The organism is Pseudomonas sp. nanlin1 (assembly GCF_045571515.1).
Lineage (GTDB): Bacteria > Pseudomonadota > Gammaproteobacteria > Pseudomonadales > Pseudomonadaceae > Aquipseudomonas.
On sequence record NZ_CP124218.1, the window covers coordinates 3,559,207 to 3,576,219 of the forward strand.

Annotated in this window: 16 protein-coding genes; 5 read left to right on the forward strand and 11 right to left on the reverse strand. The window is 59.8% G+C overall.

The genetic code is table 11. The features are described from left to right. Window positions 1-11: 11 nt before the first annotated feature. From sixA to QCL65_RS16550, 3 genes are read right to left on the reverse strand one after another with little or no spacing between them, the layout of a single operon-like run. Window positions 12-470: a phosphohistidine phosphatase SixA gene (sixA, locus tag QCL65_RS16540; RefSeq protein WP_407310549.1), complete on the reverse strand. Its 459-nt coding sequence runs from the start codon at window positions 468-470 to the stop codon at window positions 12-14. After that, window positions 467-814: a DUF4389 domain-containing protein gene (locus tag QCL65_RS16545; protein WP_407310551.1), complete on the reverse strand. Its 348-nt coding sequence runs from the start codon at window positions 812-814 to the stop codon at window positions 467-469. The genes sixA and QCL65_RS16545 overlap by 4 nt, the downstream gene beginning before the upstream one ends. A gap of 20 nt (window positions 815-834) precedes the next feature. After that, window positions 835-1,860 (reverse strand): NAD(P)H-dependent glycerol-3-phosphate dehydrogenase, encoded by a 1,026-nt coding sequence (locus tag QCL65_RS16550; protein ID WP_407310553.1) that lies wholly within the window; start codon window positions 1,858-1,860, stop codon window positions 835-837. 328 nt (window positions 1,861-2,188) lie between these two features. On the opposite strand from QCL65_RS16550, the gene QCL65_RS16555 reads away from it, so the two are divergent. From QCL65_RS16555 to QCL65_RS16570, 4 genes are all read left to right on the forward strand, one after another. Continuing rightward, window positions 2,189-4,096 (forward strand): response regulator, encoded by a 1,908-nt coding sequence (locus QCL65_RS16555; protein ID WP_407310555.1) that lies wholly within the window; start codon window positions 2,189-2,191, stop codon window positions 4,094-4,096. A 245-nt stretch (window positions 4,097-4,341) separates the two neighbouring features. After that, window positions 4,342-4,857, forward strand: a complete 516-nt coding sequence (fabA, locus tag QCL65_RS16560) for a 3-hydroxyacyl-[acyl-carrier-protein] dehydratase FabA (RefSeq protein WP_407310557.1) — start codon at window positions 4,342-4,344, stop codon at window positions 4,855-4,857. A gap of 10 nt (window positions 4,858-4,867) precedes the next feature. Then, the gene (fabB, locus tag QCL65_RS16565) at window positions 4,868-6,088 is read left to right on the forward strand and encodes a beta-ketoacyl-ACP synthase I (protein WP_407310559.1); all 1,221 of its coding nucleotides are present in this window, start codon (window positions 4,868-4,870) and stop codon (window positions 6,086-6,088) included. 166 nt (window positions 6,089-6,254) lie between these two features. Beyond that, window positions 6,255-6,665, forward strand: coding sequence for an OsmC family protein (locus tag QCL65_RS16570; RefSeq protein WP_407310561.1), 411 nt, complete (start codon window positions 6,255-6,257; stop codon window positions 6,663-6,665). Here QCL65_RS16570 and QCL65_RS16575 read toward each other — a convergent pair whose 3' ends face one another. Then, a complete protein-coding gene (locus QCL65_RS16575) occupies window positions 6,666-7,394 on the reverse strand; it encodes a dienelactone hydrolase family protein (RefSeq protein ID WP_407310563.1) in 729 nt (242 codons plus the stop codon). It abuts the gene before it with no gap. 71 nt (window positions 7,395-7,465) lie between these two features. Next, entirely contained in the window at window positions 7,466-9,370 is a 1,905-nt protein-coding gene (gene htpG, locus QCL65_RS16580; RefSeq protein WP_407310565.1) for a molecular chaperone HtpG, read from the reverse strand. A 256-nt stretch (window positions 9,371-9,626) separates the two neighbouring features. On the opposite strand from htpG, the gene QCL65_RS16585 reads away from it, so the two are divergent. Continuing rightward, window positions 9,627-9,905 (forward strand): hypothetical protein, encoded by a 279-nt coding sequence (locus QCL65_RS16585; protein WP_407310567.1) that lies wholly within the window; start codon window positions 9,627-9,629, stop codon window positions 9,903-9,905. Between the two features lie 68 nt (window positions 9,906-9,973). Here QCL65_RS16585 and QCL65_RS16590 read toward each other — a convergent pair whose 3' ends face one another. From QCL65_RS16590 to odhB, 6 genes are all read right to left on the reverse strand, one after another. Next, window positions 9,974-10,375: an MAPEG family protein gene (locus QCL65_RS16590; protein WP_407310569.1), complete on the reverse strand. Its 402-nt coding sequence runs from the start codon at window positions 10,373-10,375 to the stop codon at window positions 9,974-9,976. A gap of 58 nt (window positions 10,376-10,433) precedes the next feature. Beyond that, entirely contained in the window at window positions 10,434-11,735 is a 1,302-nt protein-coding gene (brnQ, locus tag QCL65_RS16595) for a branched-chain amino acid transport system II carrier protein (RefSeq protein WP_407310571.1), read from the reverse strand. 287 nt (window positions 11,736-12,022) lie between these two features. Further along, on the reverse strand, window positions 12,023-12,904 hold the full coding sequence (gene sucD / locus QCL65_RS16600) for a succinate--CoA ligase subunit alpha (RefSeq protein WP_407310573.1): 882 nt from the start codon (window positions 12,902-12,904) through the stop codon (window positions 12,023-12,025). Next, window positions 12,904-14,070 carry an ADP-forming succinate--CoA ligase subunit beta gene (gene sucC / locus QCL65_RS16605; RefSeq protein ID WP_407310575.1) on the reverse strand — a complete coding sequence of 389 codons (1,167 nt, stop codon included), beginning with the start codon at window positions 14,068-14,070 and terminating at the stop codon, window positions 12,904-12,906. The genes sucD and sucC overlap by 1 nt, the downstream gene beginning before the upstream one ends. 183 nt (window positions 14,071-14,253) lie before the next feature. Beyond that, complete coding sequence (gene lpdA / locus QCL65_RS16610; protein WP_407310577.1) at window positions 14,254-15,687, reverse strand: dihydrolipoyl dehydrogenase; 1,434 nt, start codon at window positions 15,685-15,687, stop codon at window positions 14,254-14,256. Window positions 15,688-15,786: 99 nt separating this feature from the next. Then, window positions 15,787-17,007 (reverse strand): 2-oxoglutarate dehydrogenase complex dihydrolipoyllysine-residue succinyltransferase, encoded by a 1,221-nt coding sequence (gene odhB, locus QCL65_RS16615; protein ID WP_407310579.1) that lies wholly within the window; start codon window positions 17,005-17,007, stop codon window positions 15,787-15,789. Window positions 17,008-17,013 lie beyond the last annotated feature (6 nt).

Below are 17,013 nucleotides of genomic sequence, written 5' to 3' on the forward strand. Positions count from 1 at the left end.
AGGGGGCCAACTCAGTGGCTGTGGTGAACCCGGCGCAACGTCATGCTGCCCGCCAGCGGTAATTGGCCCTGCAGTTCGGCCAGGCTGGCGGGGTCCATGGGTTGCGCCGGGCGCACCGAGCCGTGCTCGAGCAAGCTGATCAAGGCGCCCACTAGCGGCTGATGGCTGACCAGCAGGACGTTTTCATGGTCCAGTTTGGCCAGTTCGTCCAGCACCTGCGCGGGGTCGTTGTCGGGTGTCAGCCAGCTCGCTTTGAGCAGAGGCTTGGTCACGCTGAGGGCGTCATGCACCAACACAGCGGTCTGCTGGGTGCGCACGTAAGGGCTGGCGATGATCAGGTCCGGAGGATTTTCGAGCATCCGCGCAGCGCTGTTGAGTACCTCTTTACGGCCACGCGGGGTGAGCTCGCGCTGGGCATCGGTGGCGGCGTGGTTGTGCGCCTCGCCGTGGCGCAATACCCACAGGTTCATAGCTTGGGCTCCTGGGGGTGCACCGGCTGGGCCGTGGTCGGCGCCTGGTAAGCGGCTTCGCCAAGCGGAGCTCGCGGCGCTGGCCAGTCGGCGAACGGCCAAGGCTTTTGTTCCGTGTGGAAAGTGCCGAACTGGCCAATCTGCGCCAGGTAACGGCTGAGGCTGTCGCCAAACTCCATCAGGTGGCCACTGGGCGCGCCCTGAGCCAGGCGATAAACCAGTTGCACCAGCACGATGGCACCCAACAGCAGTTGGGCGGCCTGCCAGACCAGTAAAAACAGCAGCATCCAGACAATGCGCAAGGCAATGGACTCACGCTGCGCCTGAGTTCTTGATTCGTTCATAGGTGTCGCTCCTTTATCGGTCAGTCGAAACCGCTGGTGGGGATGAAATCCACGTCGGTTTTGGGTTCAGCGCGCATCAGTGACTCGATCACCTGCGCCAGGGTGCGTCCTTCGAACAGAATAGCGTGCAAACCTGCCACCAGGGGCATGTAGACCTGCAGTTCTTCGGCCTTGACCTTGAGCACTTTGAGGGTATTGACGCCCTCGGCCACCTCACCCAGGCGGTTGACCGCTTCGTCCAGGCTCAGGCCCTCGCCGAGGGCGTAGCCCACCTGGTAGTTGCGGCTTTTGGCTGAAGAGCAGGTCACGATCAGATCGCCCACACCGGCCAACCCCAGGAACGTCATCGGGTTGGCCCCCTGGCTGACGGCGAAGCGGGTCATTTCGGCCAGGGCCCGGGTGATCAGCATGCTTTTAGTGTTTTCGCCCATACCCAGGGCCGCCGCCATGCCGGCGATAATCGCGTAGACATTCTTCAACGCCCCGCCCAGCTCGACCCCAAAGCGATCGGCGCTGGCATATACGCGGAACGTGCGGCCATGCAGGGCGGCTTGGACGCGCTGGCAAAGCTCTTCGTCGGTGCTGGCGATCACCGTGGCGGTCAAGGCATGTTCGGCCACTTCGCGGGCCAGGTTCGGCCCAGACAACACGCCGATGCGGGCCTGTGGGGCGATTTCTGCGAGGATTTCGCTCATCAGCTTGAAGGTTTGCGCCTCGATGCCTTTGGTCAGGCTGACCAGCAATTTGCCCGCCAGACGCTCGGCGTGTTCAGCGAGCACAGTGCGCAGCGCGCTGGAAGGCAGTGCCACGAATATCAGGTCGCAGCCCTGCAGGGTTTGCAGTAGATCGGTGACCGGCTCCACCCCAGGGTGAATCTTGATCCCCTTCAAGTAGCGCGGGTTTTCTCGCACGCTGCGCATCGCTTCGGCTTGCTGCGGATCGCGCATCCACTGGCGCACCTGATGGCCGTTTTCGGCCAGCAAATTGGCCGCCGCCGTACCAAAGCTGCCACCCCCCAATACCGCCACAGGCTGCTGTTCAGTCATATCGAATCCGTCTAAAGCCTAAGGTGACTTGCGATGCAGGCATTATACGGAGCCGGCGCACGCGAGCCAGCCTTGGGCCAAGATTGCGTGGCGACGGCGCCAACCTGCCGTAAAGCTGACTGAAAATGTCGCGTTCAAAGGGCGACTTAGGCGACAATCCGCAAACTTTAGCCTTTGTCTGAATGCCGCCGTGCCGAGTACGCTCCCACGGTAGCCATAATATGCCCCGTGCGCTGGCACCAGAGTCGAGTAAATCCATGCGCTTACCGTGCATCCTTTCGCTGCGCCCGACGCCTGCCGGCGGGTCGATTGTTCCCCGGGCAGCGCTATGACTTCGCGCTGGCGGGGCGATATTCATACCCGCACGCAACTGATCAGCCTTGGCCCGGCTCTGCTCCTGACGCTCCTGCTGATTGGCTTTTTCACCTATGTGCGTATTCAGGATTTACGTCAGGAACTCGACCACACGGGCCAGTTGATCGCCAACCAGTTGGCCCCCGCAGCCGAGTACGGGGTAGTGGCCGGCAACATGGCTGTTCTGGAAAGTCTGCTGCGCGCCACCCTGTCGACGCCCCACGTGCGCTTTCTGGAAATTCAGGACCCCACTGACCAGGTGCTGGTGTATGTCGAACAGCCCGGCGAACAGCATGACCGCTCCAGCCGCCTCGACGTTTTCCAGGCCCCTATCCGGCTTCAGCATATTCAATTGGCCAGTGGCTATATCAGCGAGACCCAAGCCATTCGCAACACCGACAGCAACGAATACCTGGGCCGGGTCATCATCGGTATGTCCTCCGAAGCCTTTAGCCAACGCCAGCAGGAAATACTCTTCAAGGCGGGCGTGCTGGCGTTATTCGCCCTGTTATTCACCTTCATTCTGGCGCGGCGCCTGGCCCTTAGCCTGGCCCAACCGATCAGCGCCATGGGCCTGGCGGTCAAGGCGATGCAAGCAGGCGACTTCAACGCACCGCTGCCGATCGTCGACAACAACGAGCTGGGTGACCTGGCCCGGCACATCAATAATTTAGCCAACGGCCTGGCCAGCGCTGCCCGCGAGCAACAACAAGCCATCGAGCAGTTGATCGCCACCCGCGAACAGGCCGAGCAGGCCAACAGCGCCAAGTCGGAATTTCTGGCAATGATGAGCCACGAATTGCGCACCCCCATGAATGGCGTACTGGGCATGCTGCAGTTGCTGGAGACTACGCCGCTGAATGATGAGCAAGCGGAGTATGCGGCCCTGGCCATGGAGTCGACCGAACACCTGCTCAAGGTGATCAACGACATCCTCGACTTTTCCCGTATCGAGCGCACGGAGTTGGAACTCGAACACATCAGGTTCAACCTCGGGGAACTGATCAACACGTGCGCCCAAGCGTTTCAACACAGTGCCCGACAAAGTGGGCTGGTGCTCGATCTCGACTTGGCGCCAGGCATCGAACGGCTGAATGTGGACGGCGACCCTACCCGGATTCGGCAGATTCTGGTCAACCTGATCGGCAACGCCTTGAAGTTCACCGAAGAAGGCACGGTCAGTATCCAAGCCCACTGGCAGGTGCTGGACGCTCAACTGATCTGGTTCACCTGCCGCATCAGTGACACCGGCATCGGCATCGACAGCGAGCGCCTGGAGCAAATGTTCGTTGCCTTCCAGCAGGCCGACAGCTCGATTTCCCGGCGCTATGGCGGCACCGGCCTGGGCCTGCCGATTGCGCGAACCCTGGCCGAACGCATGGGCGGTACCCTGCGCGCCCACAGCGAAAAAGACCGCGGTTCGCAGTTTACCCTAGAGGTTCCGCTGGCCCTCAGCCAACAGCACACCCCGTTGGCACCGCCACCGCGACAAGCCCCCGACGCCGCGCGCCTGAACGGCATGCGCAAGGTATTACTGGTGGAAGACAACCCGGTCAACCAGACCGTGATCGAGGCGATGCTGCGCAGCCTGGGCTACCAAGTCAGCCTGGCAGCGGATGGCGCGGCCGCCATCGAGTTGTGTACCCAACAGCAGTTCGACGCGGTCTTGATGGACTGCCGCCTGCCCGGCATCGACGGTTATGAAGCCACCCGCAGGATCCGCACGCTACCGGGCCGTGAAGCCTGGCCGATCATCGCGCTGACCGCCAACGCACTACAGGGTGACCGCGAGGTGTGTTTGAGCGCCGGAATGGATGATTACCTGGCCAAACCCTTCAAGCGCGTCGAACTGCAGGAAACCTTGCAACGATGGCTGGGTTGAACGGTCCATATCCCAGCAGTTAGTCGGCAAAAACTGGTAAACTGCGGCAATCTTTGCACGTTGCATTATGCAGATGATAAGGTCTGGCTATTCATTTCAGTGCACAGGTGTACATTGATGCCACCGGTGCTGTGACTTTCACCACAACGCAATAGTCTATGTGTAGGCTGCCGGTCGGGCATGACCGCTTTTGATCGGCCGGGAAGATTTGCCCCCTGCCACCCAGGGATTATTGAGGAGCTCGCATGACCCAACAAAACGCCTTTACTCGGGAAGACCTGCTGCGCTGCAGTCGCGGTGAGCTGTTCGGCCCAGGTAACGCGCAACTGCCCGCCCCCAACATGCTGATGGTCGATCGTATCACCCATATCAGCGCCGAGGGCGGCAAGTACGGCAAAGGTGAATTGGTCGCCGAGCTGGATATCAATCCAGACTTGTGGTTCTTCGCGTGCCACTTCGAAGGTGACCCGGTCATGCCTGGCTGCCTCGGCCTCGATGCCATGTGGCAGCTCGTCGGCTTTTTCCTTGGCTGGCAAGGCAATCCAGGGCGCGGGCGCGCCTTGGGCTCCGGTGAAGTGAAGTTTTTCGGTCAGGTGCTGCCGACCGCGAAGAAAGTCACCTATAACATTCAGATCAAACGCGTCATGAAGGGCAAGCTGAATCTGGCCATTGCCGATGGTTCAGTGACCGTTGACGGTCGCGAGATCTACACCGCCGACGGCCTTCGCGTCGGCGTGTTCACATCCACCGAAAATTTCTAAGGGTATCCGCATGCGCCGCGTCGTTATCACTGGTCTGGGCATTGTTTCCTGCTTGGGCAATGACAAAGACACCGTCTCCGCAAACCTGCGGGCGAGCCGCCCTGGCATCCGCTTCAACCCGGAATATGCCGAAATGGGCCTGCGTAGCCAGGTTTCCGGTTCCATCGACCTCAACCTCGAAGAATTGATCGACCGCAAGGTGTATCGCTTCGTCGGCCACGCGGCGGCTTATGCCTACCTGGCCATGAAATCCGCGATAGCGGACTCCGGCTTGACCGACGAGCAGATCTCCAACCCCCGCACCGGCCTGATTGCCGGCTCCGGTGGCGCCTCCACGCTGAACCAGATGGAAGCGCTGGACATCCTGCGCGAAAAAGGCGTGAAACGTGTCGGCCCGTATCGGGTCACGCGGACCATGAGCAGCACGGTTTCCGCCTGCCTGGCCACGCCTTTCAAGATCAAAGGCGTGAACTACTCGATCGCCTCGGCCTGCGCCACCAGCGCCCATTGCATCGGCAACGCCATGGAGCAAATTCAGCTGGGCAAGCAAGACGTCGTTTTCGCCGGTGGCGGCGAAGAAGAACATTGGACCCAGTCGTTCCTGTTCGACGCCATGGGCGCCCTGTCCAGCCAATACAACGAGACCCCGGAAAAGGCCTCCCGCGCCTACGACGCCAAGCGTGATGGTTTCGTCATCGCCGGCGGCGGCGGCATGGTGGTAGTCGAAGAGCTCGAACACGCCCTGGCTCGCGGCGCGAAAATCTACGCCGAGGTAGTAGGCTACGGTGCGACTTCCGATGGCTATGACATGGTTGCCCCGAGCGGCGAAGGCGCGATCCGTTGCATGCGCCAAGCGTTGGCTACCGTCGACACGCCTATCGACTACCTGAACACCCACGGCACCTCTACGCCAGTGGGCGACGTCGCAGAAATGAAAGGCGTGCGTGAAGTGTTCGGCGACAAAGCCCCCGCCATCAGCTCGACCAAAAGCCTCTCGGGGCATTCTTTGGGTGCTGCGGGCGTGCATGAAGCGATCTACTGCATGCTGATGATGGAAGGCAATTTCATTGCCGGCTCTGCGAACATCGACGAGCTGGACCCGGAAGTCGCCGACATGCCGATTCAGACCGTGACCAAGGAAAATGTTGAGCTCAACACGATCATGAGCAACAGCTTTGGCTTTGGCGGCACCAACGCCACGCTGGTGCTCAAGCGCTGGCAGGGAAAGTAACAGCTCATACGACGGCGCCTCAAGGCGCCGTTGTTGTATGGGTAAGACGGGGCCGAGGCCCCTCGCCACAGTAGCGAGGGGCCTCGGCCCCGATCTTCATTGGTCGATGGAACACCGATGGCGAATACGCACTCAAAGACGTACACCGCCACATGCAAGGACCGCCATGACCATCACCGTGCGCAGCGACGAAGGCTATTTACACAGCATTGAGGCCGACGGGCATACCTTCTTCAGCGACTTACCCGAAGCATTGGGCGGTGAAGGCCAAGCGCCCTCCCCCCACGACTACTTCGATGCCGCACTGGGAGCGTGCAAGGCGCAAACCTTGCGACTCCACGCGCAACGCCGGGGCATCCCGCTCAAGGGCATATGTGTGGAGGTCACCCGCAATAATACCCAGGAGGCCACCGGCCATTACCGGCTGGAAGTCAGACTGACATTGAGCGGCACACTCAGCACGGCGCAACGCAAAGAGCTGGACCGCGTCGCCGACCACTGCCCCGTGCACAATTTAATGACCACGGCGCAGGTAAGCGTCACCACCTACCTGGCCGAAGAGCCGCCACTGACCTGATCAGGCCTTGAAGACTTCTTCCAACAGGTTGTGCATGGCCTGGAAAGCCCGGTCGGAGGTTTTCTGGTCATACATGAACATGCCCGGCGTGTTCGCCTCAGGGTCAGTGAACGAGTGCACCGCCCCACCGTAACTCAGCAATTGCCAGTCCACACCGGCGGCATCCATCTCCGCTTCGAAAGCCGGCAGTTGCTCTTTGGGCACCAAGGGGTCCGCTGCACCATGCAGTACCAAGACCGAACCTGCGATGTTCTTGGCATCGGCCGGGTTAGGCGTGTCCAGCGTGCCATGGAACGACACCGCAGCCTTTAGCGGCGCACCGTCGCGTGCCAGCTCGAGGGCGCAGCAACCGCCGAAGCAAAAACCGAACGCAGCCATATTGGCTTTATCCACGACCGTTAAGGTTTGCGCCTGCAGTTGCTCGTAAGCGGCCTGCATGCGCTTGCGCAGCAACGCTCGGTCGTCCTTGAGAGGCATCATGGCCGCGCCGGCATCATCGGGGTTAGTCGGCCGCACGCTTTTGCCGTAAAGGTCTGCCAGCAGCACCACATAGCCCTTGGAGGCCACGGCCTGAGCAATACGCTCAGCGCCTTCGGTCACGCCCATCCAATTCGGCGCCATCACCAGGCCTGGTCGCGGGGACAGAATATCGGTGTCGTACACCAGCCGGCTTTCAAACGCCGTACCTTCGATTTCATAGACAATGGATTTAACAGTAACTGTGCTCATTGCGGCTTCCCCAAATAAACCAAGGAGTGGAAATGAAAAAGCCCGCCGAAGCGGGCTTTCCTTCAACTTGCTTAAACCGACAACTCAACCAGCAACTTGTTCAAACGGCGCACGTACGCCGCTGGGTCCTTGAGGCTGTCGCCGGCCGCCAGGGCGGCTTGATCGAAGAGGATATGCGAGAGATCGGCAAAGCGATCTTCACTTTGCTCATGGTCGAGCTTCTCGATCAGAGGGTGGCTAGGGTTGAATTCGAAGATCGGCTTGGAGTCTGGCACCTTCTGCCCGCTGGCTTCGAGGATCTGGCGCATTTGCAGGCCCAGGTCCTGTTCGCCAATGGCCAGAATCGCCGGAGAGTCGGTCAAGCGGTGGGAAACCCGCACCTCGCTGACGGTCTCGCCCAGCGCAGCTTTCAGGCGCTCGACCAAACCTTCGTTACCCTTGGCCACTTCTTCCTGGGCTTTTTTGTCCTCTTCGGAGTCCAGTTTGCCCAAGTCCAGGTCACCCCGGGCGACGTCGACAAAGCCCTTGCCGTCGAAGTCGGTCAGGTAGCTCATCAGCCATTCATCGATACGATCGGTCAACAGCAGCACTTCGATGCCTTTCTTACGGAAGACTTCCAAATGCGGGCTGTTTTTCACCTGAGCGTAGGACTCACCCGTCAGGTAGTAGATTTTTTCCTGCCCGTCTTTGACCCGAGCCAGGTAATCGGCCAAGCCGACGCTCTGTTCGCCACTGTCGTCCTGGGTGGATGCAAACCGCAGCAGGCCAGCGATTTTCTCTTTGTTGGCGAAATCTTCGGCCGGGCCTTCCTTCAGCACTTGGCCGAAGTTCTTCCAGAAACCTTTGTATTGCTCTGGCTCGTTCTTCGCCAGTTTTTCCAGCATGTCCAGGGAGCGCTTGGTCAGGGCCGATTTCATCGAATCGATGATCGGATCTTTCTGCAGAATCTCCCGGGACACGTTAAGCGACAGGTCGTTGGAGTCCACTACACCTTTGATAAAGCGCAGGTACAGCGGCAGGAACGACTCTGCCTGATCCATCACGAACACACGCTGCACGTAGAGCTTCAGCCCACGTGGCGCTTCGCGCTGGTACAGATCGAACGGGGCACGCGCCGGTGTGTAGAGCAGCGAGGTATATTCGAGCTTGCCTTCGACCTTATTGTGGCTCCAGGTCAATGGGTTTTCGTAGTCGTGGCCAACGTGCTTGTAGAACTCCTGGTATTCCTCGTCCTTGATCTCGGTACGCGGACGGGCCCACAGAGCGCTGGCACGGTTGACGGTTTCCCATTCCAGAGCCGGTGTTTCTTCGCCTTCAGCGGCGCTCTGCTCTTTAGGCAATTCGATCGGTAAGGCGATGTGGTCGGAGTACTTCTTGATGATATTGCGCAGGCGGTAGCCATCGGCGAATTCGCTTTCGGCGGCCTTCAGATGCAGCACGATACGCGTGCCGCGCTCAGGCTTCTCGATGCCGGCGACCTCGAACTCGCCTTCACCTTTGGAAGACCAATGCACACCTTCGCTCGCCGGGGTGCCAGCACGGCGACTAAACACGTCAACCTGTTCGGCCACGATGAAGGCAGAGTAGAAACCGACGCCGAATTGACCGATCAGATGGGAGTCTTTTTTCTGGTCACCGGTGAGGTTTTTCATGAAGTCAGCGGTGCCCGACTTAGCAATGGTGCCCAAGTGGGTGATGACATCGTCGCGGTTCATGCCGATACCGTTGTCCTCAAGGGTGACGGTATTGGCTTGCTTGTCGAAGCTCACGCGGATCTTCAGATCGCTGGCGCCTTCGAGCAACTCGGGCTTGGCCAAGGCTTCGAAACGCAGCTTATCGACCGCGTCGGAAGCGTTGGAGATCAGTTCGCGAAGGAAAATTTCCTTGTTGGAATACAGCGAATGGATCATGAGGTGCAGCAGTTGCTTCACCTCGGTCTGGAAGCCCAGGGTTTCCTTTTGAGTTTCCACGCTCATGGTCATCAAACTCCGATCAGATGGCAGATACCGCGCGGCAAGGTCATGCGCGGCGGGATGTCATTCAGATGGGGGCCGGGGAGGCGATTTCAAGTGCAGAGGCCGCTAACCCGATAATAAAAATTCCCTTTGCGACTCCGGGTCAATAAAAAAAATCGATACATATCCAGGGTTTATATATCTACTTCAAGGATGGAACTTAATCTGGCGGTGCGCGCTCGAAAGCTGCAGTACACCCAATAAGGAGAAATACCCCATGCGCAACACTTTCGCTTATGCCCTCATGCTTGCCGCCACCCTCGGCCTGGCCGCATGCGACAACAAATCCGAAGACAAAGCCCAAGACGCTCAATCTCACGCTGAATCCGCGCAAAAGCAGATGGATAAAGCTCAGGAAAACGTCAACGAAGCCGCTAAGGAAAACGCCGAAGCCGCTCAAGACAGCGCTGAAGCCAAACAAGAAGCTGCTAAAGAGGGCGTACCTGCCCCGGCCACTCCGGTCGCTCCAGCACCGGAAGCTGCTCCGAAGAACTGATTCGGGCTTTGTAAAAAAAGGGGGCAAGCGGTTAACCGCTTGCCCCCTTCTCGTTTCAAGGCCGGTGTCTACGCCAGTGCCCAGCGCAATACCGGTGCCAGCATCAGCAGCAGGCTGCACACCACCCCCACTACCCAGGCCATAGAACGCAGCGAAGCGCGGTCGGCCAAATACAAGCCCAAGTAAGCGATACGTGCGATCACGAACACAATCGCCAACCCATCGATGAGAAACCCTTGGGTCTGCGTGGTATGCGCCATCAGCACACCCACCGCGAACAAGATAAACGCCTCGAAGCTGTTTTGATGGGCCGCCAGCGCCCGCGCGCCGAGCCCGGTCAAACGCGCTTGCTGCGCCCTGGGCTGATTATTGTCATAGCCTCCTTCGGCCTTCATGGCCTTGGCCACCGGCATTCGCGCGATATAGATCAACAGCGCACTGATGAACACACACCAGAATGGAATACTCATTCAGCAACTCCTTGTTGAATCGACAATAAAGGTGACAGCCGGGCCAGTGTACGTGAAATCAAGCCAGCGCTTCGCTACGCCGACCCAACAAACGATCGACCACCACAGCGACGCTTAACACCACCAGGCACGGCACTAGCCATGCCAAGCCCTGCTCGCTGAATGGCAACTGTGGCCAGTCGGCACCTACCCCCAGGCCTTTGAGCGCATCGAGCACCCCGCAGATCAGCGCCATCAGCATCACTGGCCCGACGATACGCCCTTGGGCATACCAGAACCCTTTGCAGAAACTCAACGCGACCAGCACGATGCAAGGCGGGTAAATGGCCGTGAGCACGGGAATAGAAAACTGGATCAGCTTGGTCAAGCCAAGGTTGGACACCAGCAGCGAGAACAACGCCAGCAGCAGCACCAAGGTGCGGTATGACAATGGCAGCACGCGGCTAAAATATTCAGCGCAGGCACAGGTCAAACCGACTGCGGTCACCAGGCAGGCCAGTGAAATCAGCACCGCCAGGAAAGCGCTGCCCAGGGTGCCGAAAGTGCTTTGCACATAGGCGTGCAGCACCGCCGCGCCATTGCTAGCGCCTGCAGCGATCACGTGGCTACCGGCGCCCAGACGAAACAGGCTGATGTAGACCAATGCCAGCCCCACCCCGGCAATCAACCCAGCGATGACTGCATAGCGGGTGATCAACTGCGGCGACTCGACACCCCGCGAGCGAATCGCGTTGACAATGACAATGCCGAAGACCAGCGCGCCCAGGGTGTCCATGGTCAGGTAACCATTGATAAACCCTTGGGCGAACGGCGCCGCCACGTAGGCAGGCTGAGCCTCGCCGATACCGCCGGCCGGCCAGGCAAATGCAGCGATGCCCAGCAACGCCAGGGCGAGGATCTTCAGCGGGGCCAAAAACCGCCCTACCGTGTCCAGCAGCCGCCCGGGGTACAGCGACACCGCAAACACCAACACAAAGTACACCGCACTGTATAAAAACAGCGCCAGTGGGCCATCGCCGGTCAGCGGGGCCAGGCCCACTTCGAAGGACACGGTGGCCGTGCGCGGCGTCGCGAACAAGGGGCCGACCGTCAGGTAACACACCGCCGCCAACAGCCCCCCCGCCACCTTGCCGATGGGGCTACTGAGGGTATCCATGGCGCCGCCCACCCGGGCCAGTGCCACCACAGTGATCACGGGCAAGCCCACGGCCGTGACCAGAAAGCCTAAAGCGGCCCACCAGACATGGGGCCCGGCGTGCAGACCCACGATGGGAGGGAAAATAATATTGCCTGCTCCGACGAACAGAGCAAAAGTCATGAAGCCCAGCGCCAGGATGTCCTGGCCTTTCAACACTTTCATCACGCAAACCAGATTAATTCATTGAAGGGAGGGGCCTGCCCTTTTAGATAGTGGGCAGCCTGGACGCCAGGATAAGTGCGAGCCAGCGGCCGCCCATGCACCCTTATGAGGCGCGCGACGGCAAAAAAGGCTGCAAGGGTAGCCGATTCACTTAACTGACGCACCTTTAACGCACATTTTTCAGCCTATTGGCCGACTCCTGGCCATATGGCTTTTGTCGGCCGCACAAACACAAAAGCCACCCGAAGGTGGCTTTTGTGGGCAGAACCCTTAAGTAAGCACAGGGCTTACTTCATGGCCCAACCGGTCAGCTCGGACAATGCCTTGCCGATGTCTGCCAGCGAACGCACGGTTTTAACACCGGCGTCTTCCAGGGCAGCGAACTTCTCGTCAGCAGTGCCTTTACCGCCGGAGATGATCGCGCCCGCATGGCCCATGCGCTTGCCTGGAGGGGCAGTCACACCGGCGATGTAGGAAACCACAGGCTTGGTCACGTTAGCCTTGATGTAGGCTGCCGCTTCTTCTTCAGCCGAACCGCCGATCTCGCCGATCATAACGATCGCTTCGGTCTGCGGGTCTTCCTGGAACAGCTTCAGGATATCGATGAAGTTGGAACCAGGGATCGGGTCACCACCGATGCCGACGCAAGTCGACTGGCCGAAACCGGCGTCGGTGGTCTGCTTCACGGCTTCGTAAGTCAAGGTGCCGGAACGCGAAACGATACCGACCTTGCCTGGCAAGTGAATGTGACCGGGCATGATGCCGATCTTGCATTCGCCCGGAGTGATCACGCCTGGGCAGTTAGGCCCGATCAGGACCACGCCCAGCTCGTCGCACTTGACCTTGGCGTCCAGCATGTCCAGGGTAGGAATGCCTTCGGTGATGCAGACGATCAGCTTGATACCGGCGAATGCCGCTTCAAGGATGGAGTCTTTGCAGAAGGGTGCAGGTACGTAGATAACGCTGGCGGTGGCGCCAGTGGTCTCTACGGCTTCCTTGACGGTGTTGAACACCGGCAGGTTCAGGTGGGTAGTACCCCCTTTGCCTGGGGTTACGCCGCCAACCATCTTGGTGCCGTAGGCAATGGCTTGTTCGGAGTGGAAAGTACCCTGCGAACCAGTGAAGCCCTGGCAGATGACTTTGGTGTCTTTATTGATCAGGACGCTCATTACTTGCCCTCCGCAGCTTTAACGACTTGTTGAGCAGCGTCGGTCAGGCTGGTGGCAGCGATGATGTTCAGACCGCTTTCTGCCAGTACCTTGGCGCCCAGTTCAGCGTTGTTGCCTTCGAGGCGAACGACGACCGGGATTTTCACGCCGACTTCTTTCACGGCGCCAATGATGCCTTCGGCAATCATGTCGCAGCGCACGATGCCGCCGAAGATGTTGACCAAAACTGCAGCGACGTTGTTGTCGGACAGGATGATCTTGAACGCTTCGGTCACACGTTCCTTGGTTGCACCGCCGCCTACGTCGAGGAAGTTGGCTGGTTTGCCGCCATGCAGGTTGACGATGTCCATGGTCCCCATGGCCAGGCCAGCACCGTTGACCATGCAGCCGATGTTGCCTTCGAGGGCAACGTAGTTCAGTTCGAACTTGGCAGCGTGGGCTTCGCGCGGGTCATCCTGGGATGGGTCGTGGAAGGTCTTGAGCTTAGGCTGACGATACATTGCGTTGGCGTCGATGTTGATCTTCGCGTCCAGGCAGTGCAGGTCGCCGTCGGCCTTGATGACCAGCGGGTTGACTTCCAACAGGGCCAGGTCGTGGTCCTTGAACAGCTTGGCCAGGCCGACGAAAATTTTCGCGAACTGTGCCACTTGCTTACCTTCCAGACCCAGCTGGAAAGCCAGCTCGCGACCCTGGAACGGCTGCGCGCCGACCAGCGGGTCAACGGTGGCCTTGAGGATCTTCTCGGGGGTGTCGTGAGCGATCTTCTCGATGTCGACGCCACCTTCGGTGGAGGCCATGAACACGATACGACGGCTGGAACGATCAACGACGGCGCCCAGGTACAGCTCTTTGGCGATGTCGGTGCAGGATTCGACCAGAATCTTGGTCACGGGCTGGCCGTTGGCGTCGGTCTGGTAGGTCACCAGGCGCTTGCCCAACCACTGCTGAGCGAACGCCTTGGCGTCTTCCTTACTGCGAACCAGCTTGACGCCGCCCGCTTTACCGCGCCCACCGGCGTGGACCTGGGCCTTGACGACCCACTCGGTGCCACCAATCTTGTCGCACGCTTCGGCTGCTGCTTCCGGGGTATCTACCGCGTAACCCTTGGATACTGGCAGGCCGTATTCAGCGAACAGCTGCTTACCCTGATACTCATGAAGATTCATGCTTTTTACCGTCTTCGTTAGGTACTGCACTTTCGGCGCTGCGCTTCCTGTTGCCAGGAAGTGCCGCACCACCTGTGACCGCTACTGCGCGGGTTGACCCGCGAGGTCGAGTCCGGCGGACATTCCGCGGTGAGTCATGCGCACACGACTCACGACGGGCCGACCACCGTGGTTTCTTATTGTTTAACGCTTCTTGCGGTTGGCAATGTGAATGGCGCCGCCATTCACCGCCAGAGCAGCTTCGTGCAGCGCTTCGGACAGGGTCGGGTGAGAGAAGACCATCATGCCCAGGTCTTCTGCACTGGTGCCGAACTCCATGCCGATTGCGCCTTGCTGTACCAGCTCGGCGGCGCTCGGGCCAATCACGTGAACACCCAGGACCCGATCGGTCTTGGCGTCAGCGATGATTTTGACGAAACCGCCGGTGTCGTTGGCTGCCATGGCACGGCCACTGGCAGCGAACGGGAAGGTGCCTACGTTAACTTCAACGCCTTCGGCCTTCAAGGCCTGTTCGGTCTTGCCGACCCACGCGATTTCCGGGTGGGTGTAGATAACCGATGGGACCAGGTCGTAGTTCATCACAGCCTTGTGGCCCTTGATGCGCTCGACGACCATGATGCCCTCTTCCGAGGCTTTGTGCGCCAGCATCATGCCGCGCACCACGTCACCAATGGCGTAAACGCCGGGGACGCTGGTGGCGCAGTAGTCGTCGACGAAGATAAAGCCGCGCTCGTCGATATCGACGCCGCTGTCCGCTGCCAACAGGTCAGTGGTCACTGGACGACGGCCTACGGCCACAATCAGCTTGTCGAAGGTGATGGTCTGCTCGCCATTGGCGTCGGTGTACTTGACCAGCACTTCTTCGCCCTGGACTTCGGAACCGGTCACCCGTGCGCCGAGTTTGATGTCCAGGCCCTGCTTGGTGAAGGTCTTCAGCGCTTCTTTGGAGACTGCCGTGTCGGCGGCCATCAGGAAGGTGTCGAGCGCTTCCAGCACGGTCACTTGCGAACCCAGGCGCGACCATACTGAACCCAGCTCCAGGCCGATAACGCCCGCGCCGATCACGCCAAGGCGTTTTGGCACTTGCTGGAATTCCAGCGCGCCGGTGGAGTCGACGATGGTGGTCTGGTTGACCGGAGCTGGTGGAATGTCGATAGGGCGCGAACCGGAAGCCAGGATGACGTTATCGGCTTCGACGATTTCAACGCCGTTCGGCCCAGTCACTTCGACCCGCTTGCCGGCCAGCAGCTTGCCGTGGCCTTGCAGTACGGTCACGCCGTTGGCTTTGAACAGGGTGCTGACGCCCGAGGTCAGGCCTTTGACGATGTTGGCTTTGCGGCCGATCATCGCCGGGACGTCCATGCTCACGCCGGCATGGTTGATACCGTGAATGGCGAAGCCATGCTGCGCCTCATGGAACTTCCAGGAGCTGTCCAGCAACGCCTTGGACGGGATGCAACCGACGTTCAGGCAGGTGCCGCCCAGGGCCAGCTTGCCCTCGCCATCTTGGTACTTCTCGATGCAGGCGGTCTTGAGGCCCAACTGGGCTGCCTTGATCGCCGCAACATAGCCACCAGGGCCCGCGCCAATCACTACCACGTCAAATTTCTGGGTCATATAAAAATCCTTAGCTGCGAACTTTAAGCTGCGAGCTGCATGCCTGAGCCGAACCTGGAAAGGCTCGAAGCTCGAGGCATGCCGCCCGCCTCTGCTTTATCAGATATCCAACAGCAGACGCGCTGGGTCTTCCAGCAGGTTCTTGATGGTCACCAAGAAGGTCACGGCTTCTTTGCCGTCGATCAAACGGTGATCGTAGGACAGGGCCAAGTACATCATTGGGCGAATCACCACCTGGCCATTGACGGCCATCGGGCGCTGCAGAATGTTGTGCATACCGAGGATGGCGGCCTGTGGTGGGTTGACGATCGGGGTCGACATCATCGAACCGAAGGTACCACCGTTAGTGATGGTGAACGTACCACCGGTCATTTCGTCCATCGACAGCTTACCGTCACGCGCCTTTTTACCGAAAGTGGCGATACCGCCTTCGATTTCCGCCAGGCTCATTTGCTCGGCGTTACGCAAGACCGGCACCACCAGGCCACGGTCGCTGGACACGGCAACGCCGACGTCAGCATAGCCGTGGTAAACGATGTCGGAACCGTCGATCGAAGCGTTGACCGCCGGGAAGCGTTTGAGCGCTTCGGTGGCGGCCTTGACGAAGAACGACATAAAGCCCAGACGCACGCCGTTGTGGGACTTCTCGAACAGGTCCTTGTACTTGGAGCGCAGAGCCATGACCTCGGTCATGTCGACTTCGTTGAACGTGGTCAGCATGGCCATGTTCGACTGGGCTTCAACCAGACGCTCGGCGACTTTGGCACGCAGGCGGGTCATCGGTACACGTTTTTCAGTGCGGTCGCCGCTGGCAACCACCACCGGTGCCGCAGCAGCCGGTGCCGCAGGCTTGGCGGCAGGCGCGCTTTTCTTCGCTTCGATGGCAGCGACTACGTCTTCTTTAGTGACGCGGCCATCTTTGCCAGTGCCCTTGACGCTGTTGAGGTTGATGCCGTTCTCTTCAGCCAGCTTGCGCGCCGCCGGGGCGCCGATAGCATCTTCGTCAGCCGCCGCAGGGGCTGCAGCTGCAGCCTCAGCAGGCGCACTGGCCGCCGGGGCAGCGGCGGGAGCTGCCGCCGCACCGCCCGCTTCGATGGAGCCCAACACTTCGTCGGACAGCACGGTGTCGCCTTCGTTTTTGACAATCGCGCCCAACACGCCGTCTGCCGTGGCCAATACTTCCAGCACCACCTTGTCGGTTTCGATGTCGACGATCAGGTCGTCACGCTTGACGGCATCGCCAGGCTGCTTGTGCCAGGTGGCAACGGTGCCATCGGCAACCGATTCCGGGAAAGTAGGGGCTTTGATCTCGATAGCCATTATCAG